The following is a 15,793-nucleotide window of genomic DNA, read 5'->3' as shown; positions in this document are numbered from 1 at the left end:
ATGGATCTTGTCGACAAAACGGTTGAATGCGCCAGCCAGGTCGCCGAGTTCATCCTGGCTGGTGATGGCCAGGCGGCGAGTCAAATCGCCTTCGCCGGCAGCAATGTCGTCGAGGTTGGCTTTCATAAGATGCAGCGGGCGCAGGATGGTGTTGGCCAGCAGCATGCCGGCAGCGGCGATCACCAGCAACACCACCACGGCCACGCCGAGGATGCTCAGCAGCACGCCTTCCATGCGCTTTTCCACCTTGGCCTCGACCACCGCTACCTGGGCCTCGATGCCATCCAGGTTCACCGATGTACCGATAACCATGTCCCACTTGGGCAGGTATTCGGTGTAGCCCATCTTGGGCACCAACTCGGTCTGGCCAGGCTGGGTCGAGCTGTATTGCAGGTAGTGGCTACCGTCCTTGCCGACCTTGACCAAGTCCCGGTTGACGTAGACTCCGTTGGGGTCACGGTTGTCCTTGAAGCTCTTGCCCACGCCGTCGGGGCTGTTGCCCTTAAACAGACGGATGGTCTCGGAGTCGTAGCCGAAGAAGTAACCGTCCTTGCCGTAGCTGGTGTTGGACAGCAGCTTGACCACCTCCGCCCGCGCCGCCGTATCCCCGGGCGCGGCCGCGTCGTAGAGCGGCTTGATGGTGGTCATGGCCACTTCCACATAACTTTGCAGGGTGGTCTTGGCGTTGTTGAGCAGGCGCTGGCGGGTTTCATCCACCTCGTTGCGCGCTTGCCCCTGGAGGATCCACACGGTGGTCAGGCTGATGACCACGGCGAACAGCAACACCGGTACAACGGCGAGGGACAGGACTTTGGCCTTCAGACTCAGACGCATGGCTTTTCTCTCTTATTAAGCGACTTGAGAGGTTATCGGCCAGCGCCGGTGAATCTGTAGATCAGAGTGTCATCGCCGCCAACCAGCCAAACGCCAGCAATGGGAGGTTGTAGTGCAGGAATGTTGGCACCACGGTGTCCCAGATATGGTGATGCTGGCCGTCGATATTCAGGCCGGAGGTCGGGCCGAGGGTGGAGTCCGAGGCGGGCGAGCCGGCATCACCCAGCGCCCCGGCGGTGCCGACGATGCACACGATGGCCAGCGGGCTGAAGCCCAGTTGCACACACAACGGCACGAAAATCGCCGCCAGGATCGGCACCGTGGAAAACGACGAGCCGATGCCCATGGTCACCAGCAGCCCCACCAGCAACATCAACAACGCCCCCACACCACGGCTATGGCCGATGAACGCCGCCGAGGCCTCCACCAGCGAGCGCACGTCGCCGGTAGCCTTGAGCACTTCGGCAAAGCCTGACGAGGCGATCATGATGAAGCCGATCATCGCCATCATCTTCATGCCTTCGGTAAACAGGTCGTCGGTGTCGCGCCAGCGCACGATGCCCGAGACCGAGAAAATCAGGAACCCGGCCAGGGCACCGATGATCATCGAGTCCAGCCACAACTGGATGATGAACGCCGAGGCAATCGCCAGGCCGGCCACCAGCAGGGTCAGCGGGTTGTACTGCACCGCCACTTGCTCGACCCGCTCGATGTTCTCCAGGTCATACACACGCTTCTTGCGGTAGCTGATAAACACCGCCACCAGCAGCCCGACCACCATGCCCAGCGCCGGTAGGCCCATGGCGTGCGTGACGTTGACCTGGCTGATGTCCACGCCGCTCTTGGCCACGTTGGCCAGCAGAATCTGGTTGAGGAAGATATTGCCGAAGCCCACCGGCAGGAACATGTACGGCGTGATCAAGCCAAAGGTCATCACGCAGGCGATCAAGCGCCGGTCCAACTGCAACTTGGTCAGCACATACAGCAGGGGCGGCACCAGCAACGGGATAAACGCGATATGGATCGGCAGGATGTTCTGCGACGCGATCGCGACCACCCACAACAAGCCGATCAGCAGCCATTTGACGTGGTTGCCGCCCGTGGCCTCCTGACGGTCGACCAGCAGCAAGGCCTTGTCCGCCAGGGCGTGGGCCAGGCCGGACTTGGCAATCGCCACGGCGAAAGCGCCAAGCAAAGCGTAGGACAAGGCCACGGTCGCACCACCCCCCAAGCCACCATTGAAGGCCTTGAGGGTGGCCTCGATACCCAGGCCACCGGTCAGGCCGCCCACCAGGGCGCCGACGATAATGGCGATGACCACATGCACGCGGGACAGGCTGAGCACCAGCATGGTGCCGACCGCGGCGATGACTGCGTTAATCATGGTTACCTCAAGCAGAAACATAAAAAACAGGCATGCCCACGCCCAGGCGACCATCGGGTGGCAGCCAGCGTGCAGGCTTGAAGGAGGTCTTATTAGAGGGCGCGCACTTTGCAGCAGGCGGGGCGCCATGTCAAAAAACGGCGCCGTCTTGAGGTTTAAATTGATCGTTTGAATAAAGAAAATTCCAGATCGGCCGATAACCGTGCTCTATGTGTTTTTCAGGTAAGGATGTACCGATGTCCCTCAGACAGCTCTCCATTCAATGGAAAATCACCCTGCTCGCCGGCCTGTGCCTGCTGGGGATCGTGACCCTGCTGGTGGGTTTGTCGCTGTACCGCATGGCGCAGAGTTCCGAGCAGGTCAAAGCCTCCAGCATGCAGATGCTCAATGAAGCGGCCCAGGCACGCATCGAGGCCCAAGGTGAGGTGCAGGCACTGGGCATCCGCCGGCAGTTCATGGACGCCTATCAATACGGGCATGGGTTTTCCCGCCAGGTCCTGTTCCTGCGCGAGCAAGCGGAAAAACGCTTCCTCGACGCCTTCGACACCCGCGAAGACCTGACCCGCCAGGTCAAGGCCGCGCTGCAGGCCAACCCGGAACTGCTGGGCCTGTCCCTGGTCTTCGAAGCCAATGCGCTGGATGGCAAGGATGAGTTGTTCGCTGGCCAGGCGGAGCTGGGCAGTAATGACAAGGGCCGCTTCGCCCTGTACTGGTCGCAGCCGACACCAGGCAAGTTGACCTCGATGGCACTGCCGGAAAGCGACATGTCCGACACCAGCATCGGCCCCAGCGGTGAACCGGCCAACGCCTGGTTCACCTGCCCGCGCAGCACGCTCAAACCGTGCGTGATCGAGCCGTACTTTTATGTGATCGACGGGCAAAACGTGCTGATGACCAGCATCGTGTTTCCGTTGACGGTCAATGGCAAGGTGATCGCCTCGCTGTCGGTGGACATCAACCTCAACAGCCTGCAGGCCGTGAGCCAGCAGGCCAGCCACAAGCTGTATGACGGCCAGACCCAGGTCAGCATCCTCAGCCCAACCGGTTTGCTCGCCGGCTATAGCGCGGACGCCAGCCAGTTGAGCAAACGCCTGGACCAGGTCGATACGCAAAGCGGCGCGCAATTGATCAGCGCATTGGCCAGCGGGACACAAATCCGCAGCCTGCGCACCGACCATCAGCTCAAGGTGCTGGCGCCGTTCGCGCCGATTCCCGACGGCAAGCCATGGGGCGTGTTGCTGGATGTGCCGGAAAAAGTCCTGGTCGGGCCGGCTGAAGCACTCAAGACCCAGATGGACGCCGATAATACGCGCGGCACCCTGCTGGAGTTGAGCTTGGGCCTGCTGGCCGCAGTGATCGGCCTGATCCTGGTATGGCTGATGGCCCGCAGCGTGACCCGACCGATCCTCGGCGTGGCCCATATGCTTGAAGACATTGCCAGCGGCGAAGGCGACCTGACCCGCCGCCTGGCCTACGACAAACAGGACGAACTGGGCCAACTCGCAGGCTGGTTCAACCGTTTCCTCGACAAGCTGCAACCGATCATTGCCGAAGTAAAACGCTCAGTACAGGACGCCCGGGGCACCGCCGACCAGTCCGCCGCGATTGCCACACAAACCAGCGCCGGCATGGAGCAGCAGTACCGCCAGGTCGACCAGGTGGCCACCGCCTCCCACGAAATGAGCGCCACCGCCCAGGACGTGGCCCGCAGCGCCGCCCAGGCAGCCCAGGCCGCGCGTGATGCCGACCAGGCCACCCGCGACGGCCTGACGGTGATCGACCGCACCACCAGCAACATCGGCGAGTTGGCGGCGGACATGAGCACCGCCATGGCCCAGGTCGAAGGCCTGGCCGCCAACAGCGAGAAGATCGGTTCAGTGCTGGAAGTGATTCGCGGCATCGCCGAGCAAACCAACCTGCTGGCGCTCAACGCGGCGATCGAAGCCGCCCGCGCCGGTGAGGCCGGCCGTGGGTTTGCCGTGGTCGCCGACGAGGTACGCAACCTGGCACGGCGTACTCAGGAGTCGGTGGAGGAAACCCGCCTGGTGATCGAGCAATTGCAGAGCGGCACCGAAGAGGTCGTGGGTTCCATGGGCAACAGCTACCGCCAGGCCCAGGGCAGTGTCGAACAGGTCGGCGAGGCCGTCACCGCCCTGCGCCAGATCGGCGATGCGGTCACGGTGATCAGCGACATGAACCTGCAAATCGCCAGCGCCGCCGAAGAGCAAAGCGCGGTGGCCGAAGAGATCAACCACAATGTGGCGACCATTCGCGATGTGACCGAATCGCTGTCGGAACAGGCCAATGAGTCGGCGCGGGTGAGCCAGGCGTTGAACAGCCTGGCGAATCAGCAGCAGGGGTTAATGGACCAGTTCCGCGTCTGAGGGTCGAAGGCAGTCCAATGTGGGGGGGCCCACTACCTCTGTGGCGAACCCCCTCCCACATTTTGATCTACGGTGTGTCAGCCATGGCGTTTGGGTAATTCGATCAATGCCTTCAAACCGCCCAGCTCGCTCTCCTGCAACTGCAACACCCCGCCCCACACCTCGGCAATGTCCCGCACGATCCCCAGCCCCAGGCCATGGCCGTCGATCTGTTCGTCCAGGCGTGCGCCCCGACTGAAGACCTGGTCCCGTTGGGCCTCGGGAATGCCGGGGCCGTCATCTTCCACCGCCAGCAGATAACTGTGCGGCGTCTCGCTGATGCTTAAGCGCACCTCGGCATCCGCCCATTTGCAGGCGTTGTCCAACAGGTTGCCGAGCAGCTCCAGCAAATCCTCGCGGTCCCAGGGTAATTGCAGGCCCGACGCGACGTGGTAGCTGAGGTCCAGGTGTTCGCCATGGATCATGTTCAAGGTGGCGAGCAGGCCGGGCAGTTCTTTTTCACAGTCGAACAAAGCACCCGGCAGGGTTTCGCCGGCCAGCCGTGCGCGATTGAGTTCACGGTTGAGGCGTTGTTGTACCTGCTCCAATTGCTCGCGCAACAGTTTGCTCAGTTCGGGGTGATCCTTGAGCGCCTCGCTCGACGCAGCGCTCAACAGCACCGCAAGCGGGGTTTTCAGCGCATGCCCAAGGTTGCCGAGGGCGTTGCGCGAGCGCTTGAGGCTGTCTTCGGTGTGGGCCAGCAGGTGGTTGATCTGGGCGACCAGTGGTTCCAGTTCCAGCGGCACCTGGGTGTCGAGTTGCGAGCGCTGGCCCTGTTGCAACTGGGCGATCTGATTGCGCGCGGTTTCCAGCGGGCGCAAGGCACGACGTACGGTGACTCGCTGCAAAAACAACACCAGCAGCAGTGCCGCCAGCCCCAGCACCAGGCCAATCCGACGCATCAGGCGAAAGCTTTCCCGCACAGGGGTGTAGTCCTGCGCCACGCTGATGGAAATCGATTGGCCAAAGCGCTTGTAGTCCGAACGCAGCACCAGCAATTGCTGGCCTTCCGGCCCCAGTTGCAGGTTGCCCTTGAGCCCGGCCTCCGGCAGTCGGGGTAATTCCTGGTCCCACAGCGAACGGGAACGCCAGTGAGTGTCGGCAAAATCGATACGGAAATAATGCCCGGAAAACGGCCGCTGGTAGGCCGGCGACAGGCGCTGTTCATCCAGCTGTACACCGTTGGGCCCGCGTACCAGGGCGACCAGCAGGTTCTCGGCATCGTTGCGCAGCCCGGCTTCCAGGTAGCGTTGCAAACCGGCCTCGAACAACCACAGGCTGGTTTGCGCCAACACCACGCCGACGATCACCATCACGCTGATCAGGCCCAGGCTCAGGCGGCGCTGAATCGACTTCATGCAGGGCTGGCGCCAAACCGGTAGCCCTGGCCGCGCCGGGTTTCGATCACGCTGCGGCCGAGCTTGCGACGCAGGTGGTTGACGTGCACTTCCAGCACGTTGGAGTCGCGCTCGGTCTCGCCGTCGTACAGGTGCTCGGCCAAATGACTTTTCGAGAGAATTTGTTCAGGGTGCAACATGAAGTAGCGCAACAGGCGGAATTCGGCGGCGGTCAATTGGATCTCGTCGCCGTCGCGCAGTACGCATTGGCGCCCTTCGTCCAGGTGCAGGCCAGCAGCTTGCAAGGTGGGTTGGTTGGCCTGCCCGTGGGAGCGGCGCAACAGCGCCTGGATGCGCAGGTGCAGCTCTTCGGGGTGAAAAGGTTTGCTCAGGTAATCGTCGGCACCGGCCTTGAGCCCTTCGATGCGCTCGGCCCAGGAATCGCGGGCGGTGAGGATCAGCACCGGGGTGGCCAGCGCGGCGGCGCGCCATTGCGCCAACACCTCAAGGCCGGGCAAACCGGGCAGGCCGAGGTCGAGGATGATCAGGTCGTAGGGTTCGCTGCGGCCCTGGTACGCGGCGTCGCGGCCGTCGGCCAGCCAGTCGACGGCATAACCCTGGCGCTGCAGGCCGGCCAGCAGTTCATCGGCCAGGGGTACGTTGTCTTCCACCAGGAGCAGGCGCATCAGTCTTCCTCGTCTTTGATCAGTACACCGTTGGTGGCGTCGAGTTTGATCTCTCGAACCACGCCGTCGGTGGTCACCAGTTCCACTTCGTAGGCATATTGGCCGTGCTTCTTCTCAAGCTCGGCTTCCAGCAAGCGCGAGCCGGGATACCGCGCCATGGCCTGCTGCAACAACTGCTCCAGGGGCAGGATCACCCCCTGCTGGCGCAGCGCCAAGGCTTCATCCTGGTTGAGGTCGCGGGCCTGCAAGCCTGAGCAGAACACCACCAGCACCAACGCCATTCGACTGCCAGCGCGTAAATTTACCTTCATTACGTATCCTGATGATTCTTGAGAACCTGCCCGGTGAGCGCGTCCAATTCGACCTCCCATTCAATGCCGTCGGCATCTTGCAGTTCGACTTCATAGACATACTTGCCGTAAGCCTCGTCCAGGTCGGTGTCCAACAGCGTTGAGCCGGGATGCAAGGCCTGGGCTGTGGCTTCGAGCTGGTCGAACGCGACAATTGTAACAGTGGCAGGCACGGTCAGTGGTTTGTCGGGGTACACGGCTCCGGCCTGAGTCGCCGTGGAGGCGATGATAGCGGCGGCGACCAGAGCAGTGAGGCGTTTCATGATGAGTCTCCGTTACACGATGTTTTTCCTACACCGGCCACGGTAGCTACTGCAACTTAACTGAAACTGAATTGCCACCATGGCAATTTCCAGCAGGCGCGACGGGCTACGATGTTTATTCAGGATTCACGCGGTATCGTTAACGTTTTCGCGAGCACGCCTGCTCCTACACCCCGCTTCAACAGAGACCGGTATGACAGCCATCCACATCAAGTTCCCCGCCCTGACCCTCAAGGCCGGCAAACGCGCCTTTGCGCGCATTCGCGAACAGGGCCTCAAGCCTGCGGATGTCGGCATACTCCCCGGAGCGGCCGGCGGCCCCAAGGCGCTGGGGATCCAGGGCCTGGACCTGGCGCTGTTCGGCGACTGGCTGCCGCGTGCGCCAAGGGAGCGTGCGCTGATCGGTGCATCGATCGGTTCCTGGCGGTTTGCCAGCGCCTGCCTGCCCAACCCGGTGCAAGGCCTGCTGGACCTCGGCCGCCTGTACAACGAACAACGCTTTGCCAAAGGCGTGACCATGGCCGAAGTCAGCCGCAGCTGCCAGCGCATGCTCGACGACCTGCTGGCCGGCCGCGACGCACGGGTGCTGGACAACCCCGACTACCGACTGAACATCATGGTGGTCAAGAGCCACGGCCTGCTCGCCGATGACCACCGCGGGCGCCTGGGGTTGGGCCTGTCATCGGTGATTGCCGACAACCTGCGCGGCCGAGCGCGGCTGGCGCGGCATTTCGAGCGGCTGATCATCCACGACCCGCGCCAGGCACCGCCGGTGCACCCGCTGAAGGATTTCCCCTCACGCTTCCTTGAATTGGACATGGGCAACCTGCGCCAGGCGCTGCTGGCATCCGGTTCGATCCCCATGGTGATGCAAGGCGTGCGCGACCTGCCCGGAGCCGGCACCGGCACCTACCGCGACGGCGGCCTGCTGGACTACCACCTCGACCTGCCCTACCACGGCGACGACATCGTGCTGTACCCGCACTTCACCGACCGGGTCATCCCCGGCTGGTTCGACAAGGGCCTGCCATGGCGGCGCAGCAACCAGCAAGGCTTGCAGGATGTGTTACTGCTGGCGCCGTCCAAGGACTACCTGGCCCGCCTGCCCCACGGCAAACTGCCAGACCGCAGCGACTTCAAGCGCTTCATGGGCGACGACCCGAGTCGCAACAAGTACTGGCAAACCGCGATGAGCGAGAGCCGGCGGCTGGGGGATGAGTTTCTGCAACTGGCCGATAACGGTGGCCTGGGCGAGCGCTTGCAGGCGCTTTGACCCAGCGGTATGCGCGGCATGGGATCAAGCTGTTAAACTCGCCGCCTGCCAGATACCTGACCGAGCTGAAAAATACTGTGGAAATCTTCAAAGAGTTTACCTTCGAGTCCGCCCACCGCCTGCCCCACGTACCGGAAGGCCACAAGTGCGGGCGCCTGCATGGGCATTCGTTCAAGGTGGCGATCCACCTGAGCGGCGACCTGGATCCCCATACCGGCTGGATTCGCGACTTCTCGGAGATCAAGGCGATTTTCAAGCCGCTCTACGAACGCCTCGACCACAACTACCTCAATGACATCCCAGGCCTGGAAAACCCCACCAGCGAAGTGCTGGCCAAGTGGATCTGGACTGAACTCAAACCGCTGTTGCCGGAACTCAGTGCGATCCGCATCCACGAAACCTGCACCAGTGGCTGCATCTATCGCGGCGAGTAGGCCTGCGATGTTAAAAAACCACCCTTGCGGTGGTTTTTTTGTGCCTCCCGTAGCACCCTTCCACCCTTCCCTTTCTTCGCCACCGAGGAGATGTCCATGGAAACTACCTGGCTGGCCCAAGCCAAACGCTTGCAAGCATTGGCTTCCACGGGGCTGCACTTTTGCACCGATGATTTCGAGCGCGAACGCCTGGAAGAAATCGCCGAGATTGCCCACAGCATGCTGGCGCAGCTGGGCAACGTGCCGCTGGAGCGCATCACCGGGCTGGTTTCGGATTTCGCCCAGCGCTATTCGACGCCGATGATCGACGTGCGTGGCGCGGTGATCGAGGGTGAGCGCATTCTGCTGGTGCGCGAGGCCACCGACGGCTGCTGGGCGCTGCCCGGTGGTTATGCCGATATCGGTTTGTCGGCGGCGGAAAACATCATCAAGGAAATTCGCGAGGAAGCCGGGCTGAGCGTTACTGCGCGCGCACTGTATAGCGTCACCCACAAGGCCAAGGGGTTGTATCGGCCGGATGTGCGGGATTTCTACAAGTTGTATTTCCTGTGTGACCGGGTGGATCAACTGGCGCCGGTGGCCGGGTTCGAGACCACCGAGGTGGGCTTTTTTACCCTCGACGACCTGCCGCCGCTGTCCCGTGGGCGCACCATCGAAAGTGATCTGGAGGCGGCGTTTGCCTTTCATCGCGGCGAGACCACGCAGACGCTGTTCGACTGATCCAATTTGTACCACTGCTGCACCGCTTTCGTGCCCGATTGGGCACAGCGAACACGCCTACCTGCGGTTCCCCCCTATTTGGCTATAAATACTGTGCACAGTGCACAGCGCCGACCGTGCGCCTGTCACTGCCGCTGATTTGGCACGCCCGGTGCAATAGGCCTGCGTCACTCATTCAGGGAGCACGGACATGACGCAGCAAGAACCGGGCAACGATTACCCCTTAAGCGAAGTCCCCATGCATGCGCGCAAGGGCCTGGCGTCGACCGCCATGGTGCTGTTGGGCTTTACCTTTTTTACCGCAACCATGTTTGCCGGCGGCAAGCTCGGGGTGGCGTTCAGTTTCACCGAGATGCTCGGCGTGGTGGCCTTGGGTAACCTGCTGCTGGGTATCTACGCCGCAGGCCTGGGTTACATCGCGTTCAAGAGCGGGCTGAACTCGGTGTTGATGGGCCGCTTCTGCTTTGGCGAGGTGGGCAGCAAGCTCAGTGACTTGATCCTCGGTTTCACCCAGATCGGCTGGTACGCCTGGGGCACCGCCACGGCCGCCGTGGTGCTCGGCAAGTATTTCGAGCTGAGCCAGGGCAGCGTGCTGGCGTTGATGGTGCTGTTCGGCCTGGTGTTTTGCGCCACGGCCTACGTGGGCTATCGCGGGCTGGAGATTCTTTCCTACATCGCGGTGCCGGCCATGGGCCTGTTGCTGTTGCTGTCGATGTGGGTCGCCACGGTGAAAGTCGGCGGGCTGGATGGGCTGCTGGCGGTGGTGCCGACCGGCGAGCTGGATGTGTCTACGGCGATCACCCTGGTGTTCGGCACGTTTGTCAGCGGCGCCACCCAGGCCACCAACTGGACGCGGTTTTCCCGCTCGGCCAAGGTCGCGGTGCTGGCCAGCCTGATCGGGTTCTTTATCGGCAATGGTTTGATGGTGCTGATCGGCGCCTATGGCGCCATCGTCTACCAACAGCCCGATGTGGTCGAAGTGTTGCTGCTGCAAGGCTTCGCCATGGCGGCAATGGCCATGTTGCTGCTCAATATCTGGAGCACCCAGGACAACACCATCTACAACTTCGCCGTGGCCGGTTGCAACCTGCTGCGCACCAAACGCCGCAAAACCGTGACGTTGGCGGGTGCGGTGATCGGCACCTTGCTGGCGTTGCTGGGCATGTACGACATGCTGGTGCCGTACCTGATACTGCTGGGCACGGTGATTCCGCCGATTGGCGGGGTGATCATGGCAGACTTCTTCTACCGCTGGCGCGGCCACTACCCGCGCCTGGCGGATGCACGCCTGCCGGCCTTCAACTGGGCCGGGCTGGTGGCGTATGCGGTGGGTACCGTGCTGGCGTTCAACTCGCCGTGGGTCGCGCCGTTGGTGGGCATCGCTGCCGCGTCGCTGACTTACGTCGTACTCACCGCCGTGCTGCGTGTACCTTTGGCTGATGCCCGGGCATGAGCCTGACGATTGCGGATGTACTGGCGTTGCAGGGCCTGGAATCCATGCGCCTGCGCGCCGGCGCTGCCGCCCTGGATAACGTCGTGCGTTGGCCTTATGTGGCGGAAAACAGTGGGATCGCCGAGTGGGTGCTGGGTGGTGAATTGGTGTTCGTCACCGGCATCAATCACCCTCGGGATGAGGCCAACCTCCTGCAACTGCTGGACGAAGCCTGCCAGCGCCAAGTGGCCGGGCTGGTGATCCTGACGGGAGCGGCGTATATCCAGGCGATTCCCCAGCGCTTGCTCGACGCCGCCGAAGCCGCCGGCATGCCGCTGATCGAGCAGCCCTACTCGCTGAAAATGGTGCTGGTGACCCAGGCGATTGGTTCGGCGCTGATCCAGTCCGAACAACTGGGGCGCTCGCGGCACGACGTGCTGGAGCGCTTGCTGACCGGGGATTATCAATCCCTGGATTTGCTGCTGCATCGGGCCGTGCAATTGAACATGTCACTGGCCGGGCATTGGCAGGTCGCCCAACTGCAGGTGGAAGGCAGTGAGCTGCTGTTTGCCCAAGGCGACGCGGCACAGGTGGAGGCGCAGCTGGCGCGGCAACACGACGCTATCAGTCGACGCTTGCGTCAGTTATCGGCGGTGCTGCCGGTACTGGGTCGCGCCGGGCAATGGACCCTGCTGCTGCCGGCACAGGATGCCGTCACGGCGTTGGCCAATCGCCAACAATTGGCCAGTTGGCTGAACCCGCTCAACCTGCGCCTGGCACCGCTGAAATTGTTTATCGGCCTGAGTGCCGCCGCACACCCACCCGCGCACCTGGCCCAGGCGCAGGACGAAGCACGCCAGGCATTGGCGGCGGCACGACGGTTCAGCGAACGTGCCGGGCTGTGCGTGTATGACGAACTGGGCGTGCTCAAGCTGCTCAGCGGCGTGCGTGATCGCGCCCTGCTCGACCAATTCCTCAATGAACGCCTGGGCCCGCTGCTGCGTCACGACCTGCACCACGGGCCCAGCCTGATGCCGACCCTGGAAGCCTGGTTTCACGAGAATGGTAACCTTGTGGCTGCCGCCCAGCGCCTGGCCGTACACCGCAATACCCTGACACACCGTGTCCAGCGCATCGAAGCCCTGTGTGGGCTGACGCTGGATAACGCTTATGACCGCCTGGACATCGGCATCGCCCTGATGATCTGGCGGCTGTCTGCCTGATTGTTTTTAGCCAAGAGGAACTTGCCCATGCACATCATCAACGCCCGCCTGCGCAACCGTGAAGGCCTGCATGATCTGCACCTGGAACACGGCCGGATCGCCAGCATCACCCCACAAACAACAGCACCGTTAATGGCGGCCGATGACCTGGATGCGGCCGGCAACCTGGTGATACCGCCCTTCGTCGAACCGCATATTCACCTCGATGCCACCCTCACCGCCGGCGAACCGCGCTGGAACATGAGCGGCACCCTGTTCGAAGGCATCGAGTGCTGGGGCGAACGCAAGGCCACCATCACCGAGGAAGACACCAGGACCCGCGCCAAAAAAACCATCCAGGCCCTCGCCGCTCACGGCATCCAGCATGTACGCACCCATGTCGATGTCACCGACCCCGACCTCACGGCGCTCAAGGCCATGCTGCAAGTGCGCGAAGAAAGCACGCACCTGATCGACCTGCAAATCGTCGCCTTTCCCCAGGAAGGCATCGAGTCGTACCGCAACGGCCGCGAGCTGATGGAAGAAGCCATTCGCCTCGGCGCTGATGTGATCGGCGGCATCCCTCACTTTGAATACACCCGCGACCAAGGCGTGAGTTCAGTCAAGTTCCTGATGGACCTGGCCGAACGCACCGGCTGCCTGGTGGATGTGCACTGCGACGAAACCGACGACCCGCATTCACGCTTCCTCGAAGTACTCGCCGAAGAAGCCCGCAGCCGCGACATGGGCGCCCGCGTCACCGCCAGCCACACCACGGCCATGGGCTCCTACGACAATGCCTACTGCGCCAAACTCTTCCGCCTGCTGGGGCACTCCGGGATCAGCTTCGTCTCTTGCCCCACCGAAAGCATCCACCTGCAGGGCCGCTTCGACAGCTTCCCGAAACGCCGCGGCGTCACCCGGGTCAACGAGCTGCTGGAGGCCGGCATGAACGTATGCTTTGGCCAGGACTCCATCGTCGATCCCTGGTACCCGCTGGGCAACGGCAACATCCTGCGCGTGCTGGAAGCCGGTTTGCACATCTGCCATATGCTCGGCTACCGCAACCTGCAAAGCGCCCTCGACCTGGTGACCGACAACAGCGCCAAGGCCATGGCCCTGGGTGACCGTTACGGTCTTGAGGCCGGGCGCCCGGCCAACCTGTTGATCCTCTCAGCCGACAGCGACTACGAGGTGATTCGCAGCCAAGGGCTACCGCTGTACTCGATTCGCCACGGCAAGGTGCTGATGAAACGCCAGCCGGCGCAGGTGGAGTTTGTATAAGCACGCCGATCACACGATTGAGTCGAGATCCAGCGGTTGTGCCCTCCCCAGCTCACTCTGCGCAGCGGGAGGGATGCTGGCGACCTGAGGCAACTCCTGGTTTTCACGATGGCGAAGCCAGCGCTTGAGACTGGGTTGCAGGTTGGAGGAGTGGCTATGGCTGCCATACACATCACGCGCTTCAAGACGACGCCAGCGCAGGGTTTGCAGGCGCTCGCGACTGGTGTGCAGGCGGTCGATCTCGGCGTTCAGCGGCTCATGGTATTCATAGGCACGGTCGTTGGCCGGGCGCTGTCGAGTCAGTTCACGCCGCTTGTCTTGCAGTTGTTTGCGCATGGCCGCAAGGGCATGGTCGAGCAGTTCAAACTCCCTTTGGGTCACCAGAGGACCGTTGCTATCCACAGCTTGTTGCCAGCGACGCAACGTCGCCCAGGCGGCCGGGATGTAGCTGGCAGTCATGAAATGCTGTTTGTATTGCACCAACTGCTTGATCAGGCCATCGCGATCGGGCATGTCACCGCGCGTTTGCCATGCTCGGTTGCGGCCGGCTTCTTCAATGGACTCGCAGCCCGGCTTCCACAGCACGGACGAATGCGTACCGTCCGGGAGCACGATCGGCATGAAGTGCTGTTGATCGCCGTGGTGTTGGTAGGGGTTACCGCCAATACGCACCAGGCCGGCGGCGAACAACAGGCCCCCGGCCGTGGGGGCGCTGAATAGCGTGACGGCACCGGGGATCCAGAGTTTGGCGGTGGTGTTCATCCAAGGGGCCGGGACGCTGGGGACCGGGTCGTTGTGGTTGACGATGCGGTGGTGAACCAACGTGGAGGCGCCGGTGTTGAACTCAGAGTCGGCGGCGCGGGGGGCGCCGTAGGTGTAGAGGAGGATGTTGTAGTTACGCCCTGGAATCCGACGTAACGCTTCGGCCAGTAACAACGCAATTGCGCCGCCCAAGCTATGACCACAAATGACTATTCGTTGGCCTATGTGAAATTGACTGAGGTAACGCAGCACGAAGTCACGCATAGCTCGATAAGCCTGATAGAAACCTTCGTGCACCTTGCCGATACCATCGGCGAATACAACTTGATGGGCGTTTGCATCCCGTAGTGCGTCGGCCGTGCTGAACGTGCCGCGCACTGAAATCAGGATCACCTCATCGTGATGGGTGATGAACGCCTGGGTGTCAGTGCCGTCCTTTTCATCATCAAAGAAGTGCAAGCTTGCGGGGTGTTCCTGTTTCGCCCCCAACTCCGGGCGATTTTGCAGGTACAACTCAGGGTCGAAGGGCAGGACTTCGAAGCGCCTGGAATAAGGGACATCTTCATAAAGAGGGTAAAAGCGCTGAGTTTGCTCGGGATCAACTCGCCAGGCTTCGCGGTATCCAGACAGTTGTTTGGCAAACAGATTTCCAACGCTGGGGTCCAGCGGAAAATGGACTTTATCAACGGGTTTCTCAGACGGCTCCTGCCCAAAATCGCAGTAACTCAACGCTGCAAACAAGGCCAACTGATACAGGTTCAACGCACAGAACTTATCTTCAGTGCAGAGCATCGGGCGCAGGGCCCGCAGCGGTCGAACTTCGAGAACGGTATGGTTACTGGGGAACAGCACGATACCCGACAAGGTTGGCTGGGGCGGGCCAAATCCCAAATCAGCCATCATTTTCAATGCATGCCGTGGGGGGCGCAGGGGCGTTTCTTCCACAGAGGGAAGATGCGCGATATGGCGAACCAAGTCGCTCACTTCAACCTGGTAAAACCGATCTGCGTTCTGTCGTCCAGGATTGCTTTCGGTTCGTCGACCATTGGTATTTGAAAAGCGGGTTTGTTCAGCTCGGACTTGAAGATCGGTGATGGGTAATGGATAGCTGTCTCGCTGCCGCAATGTTGAATAATAGTCCCTCTCCACCTCATATGGAGCATCTAAAACCAGCACGACAGGACCTCGACACTGCCCCTCCAGCCGGGCAAACCCTTCCCCATTCAAATGCCCTTTGTACCGCTGCCCTGAGCTGTCAAAAATCTCATATCTAAGCCCTCCATAGGCTTTTCCATCACCTGATTCGTCCACTAGACAAAAACTCAGCCAACCTCCATGCAATGTGCAAGCGGGCATACTTTCCTTAAAAAAAGGGTGCTTCCATTGTTCCATCGTCATGCCTGGATATC

13 protein-coding genes and 2 pseudogenes are annotated in these 15,793 nt (G+C 61.8%); 8 read left to right on the top strand and 7 right to left on the bottom strand.

All coding sequences use genetic code 11. The features are described from left to right. Positions 1–12 precede the first annotated feature (12 nt). Positions 13–834, bottom strand: a pseudogene (locus FBY10_RS32185) (cache domain-containing protein); the annotation flags it as partial. Positions 835–895: 61 nt separating this feature from the next. Beyond that, the gene (locus FBY10_RS16740; RefSeq protein WP_167656660.1) at positions 896–2,215 is read right to left on the bottom strand and encodes a Na+/H+ antiporter family protein; all 1,320 of its coding nucleotides are present in this window, start codon (positions 2,213–2,215) and stop codon (positions 896–898) included. A 212-nt stretch (positions 2,216–2,427) separates the two neighbouring features. Here FBY10_RS16740 and FBY10_RS32180 point away from each other — a divergent pair. Together FBY10_RS32180 and FBY10_RS32175 are read left to right on the top strand one after the other, a co-directional pair. Continuing rightward, positions 2,428–3,744, top strand: a pseudogene (locus FBY10_RS32180) (HAMP domain-containing protein); the annotation flags it as partial. Positions 3,745–3,846: 102 nt separating this feature from the next. Further along, positions 3,847–4,602 (top strand): methyl-accepting chemotaxis protein, encoded by a 756-nt coding sequence (locus FBY10_RS32175; protein WP_371920978.1) that lies wholly within the window; start codon positions 3,847–3,849, stop codon positions 4,600–4,602. 77 nt (positions 4,603–4,679) lie between these two features. On the opposite strand, the gene FBY10_RS16730 is transcribed toward FBY10_RS32175, so the two are convergent. The 4 genes from FBY10_RS16730 to FBY10_RS16715 are packed head-to-tail and all read right to left on the bottom strand — an operon-like array spanning position 4,680 to position 7,277. Beyond that, positions 4,680–5,999: a sensor histidine kinase gene (locus FBY10_RS16730; RefSeq protein ID WP_131700016.1), complete on the bottom strand. Its 1,320-nt coding sequence runs from the start codon at positions 5,997–5,999 to the stop codon at positions 4,680–4,682. Continuing rightward, the gene (locus FBY10_RS16725; protein WP_027603141.1) at positions 5,996–6,664 is read right to left on the bottom strand and encodes a response regulator transcription factor; all 669 of its coding nucleotides are present in this window, start codon (positions 6,662–6,664) and stop codon (positions 5,996–5,998) included. Before FBY10_RS16725 ends, FBY10_RS16730 begins: the two co-directional genes overlap by 4 nt. After that, positions 6,664–6,975, bottom strand: a complete 312-nt coding sequence (locus FBY10_RS16720) for a PepSY domain-containing protein (protein ID WP_131700017.1) — start codon at positions 6,973–6,975, stop codon at positions 6,664–6,666. Before FBY10_RS16720 ends, FBY10_RS16725 begins: the two co-directional genes overlap by 1 nt. Beyond that, positions 6,975–7,277 carry a PepSY domain-containing protein gene (locus tag FBY10_RS16715; RefSeq protein WP_131700018.1) on the bottom strand — a complete coding sequence of 101 codons (303 nt, stop codon included), beginning with the start codon at positions 7,275–7,277 and terminating at the stop codon, positions 6,975–6,977. The genes FBY10_RS16720 and FBY10_RS16715 overlap by 1 nt, the downstream gene beginning before the upstream one ends. Positions 7,278–7,470: 193 nt before the next feature. On the opposite strand from FBY10_RS16715, the gene FBY10_RS16710 reads away from it, so the two are divergent. From FBY10_RS16710 to codA, 6 genes are all read left to right on the top strand, one after another. Beyond that, on the top strand, positions 7,471–8,550 hold the full coding sequence (locus tag FBY10_RS16710) for a patatin-like phospholipase family protein (protein WP_131700019.1): 1,080 nt from the start codon (positions 7,471–7,473) through the stop codon (positions 8,548–8,550). 77 nt (positions 8,551–8,627) lie between these two features. After that, positions 8,628–8,984: a 6-carboxytetrahydropterin synthase QueD gene (queD, locus tag FBY10_RS16705; RefSeq protein ID WP_003237990.1), complete on the top strand. Its 357-nt coding sequence runs from the start codon at positions 8,628–8,630 to the stop codon at positions 8,982–8,984. Between the two features lie 96 nt (positions 8,985–9,080). After that, positions 9,081–9,704 (top strand): NUDIX hydrolase, encoded by a 624-nt coding sequence (locus FBY10_RS16700; protein WP_145337080.1) that lies wholly within the window; start codon positions 9,081–9,083, stop codon positions 9,702–9,704. A gap of 190 nt (positions 9,705–9,894) precedes the next feature. Beyond that, entirely contained in the window at positions 9,895–11,157 is a 1,263-nt protein-coding gene (codB, locus tag FBY10_RS16695) for a cytosine permease (protein WP_131700021.1), read from the top strand. Beyond that, positions 11,154–12,359 carry a PucR family transcriptional regulator gene (locus FBY10_RS16690; RefSeq protein WP_145337079.1) on the top strand — a complete coding sequence of 402 codons (1,206 nt, stop codon included), beginning with the start codon at positions 11,154–11,156 and terminating at the stop codon, positions 12,357–12,359. Before codB ends, FBY10_RS16690 begins: the two co-directional genes overlap by 4 nt. Before the next feature lie 27 nt (positions 12,360–12,386). Further along, complete coding sequence (gene codA / locus FBY10_RS16685; RefSeq protein ID WP_131700023.1) at positions 12,387–13,622, top strand: cytosine deaminase; 1,236 nt, start codon at positions 12,387–12,389, stop codon at positions 13,620–13,622. Positions 13,623–13,631: 9 nt separating this feature from the next. Here the strand turns inward: codA and FBY10_RS16680 are convergent, their stop codons facing one another. Next, positions 13,632–15,782, bottom strand: a complete 2,151-nt coding sequence (locus FBY10_RS16680; RefSeq protein ID WP_145337078.1) for a lipase family protein — start codon at positions 15,780–15,782, stop codon at positions 13,632–13,634. Positions 15,783–15,793: the final 11 nt, after the last annotated feature.

Source organism: Pseudomonas sp. SJZ103, from assembly GCF_007828335.1.
In the GTDB taxonomy this organism is placed as follows: Bacteria; Pseudomonadota; Gammaproteobacteria; order Pseudomonadales; family Pseudomonadaceae; genus Aquipseudomonas.
Note: the sequence above shows the minus strand (reverse complement) of the source record. Positions and strands in the feature narration are given on the sequence as shown.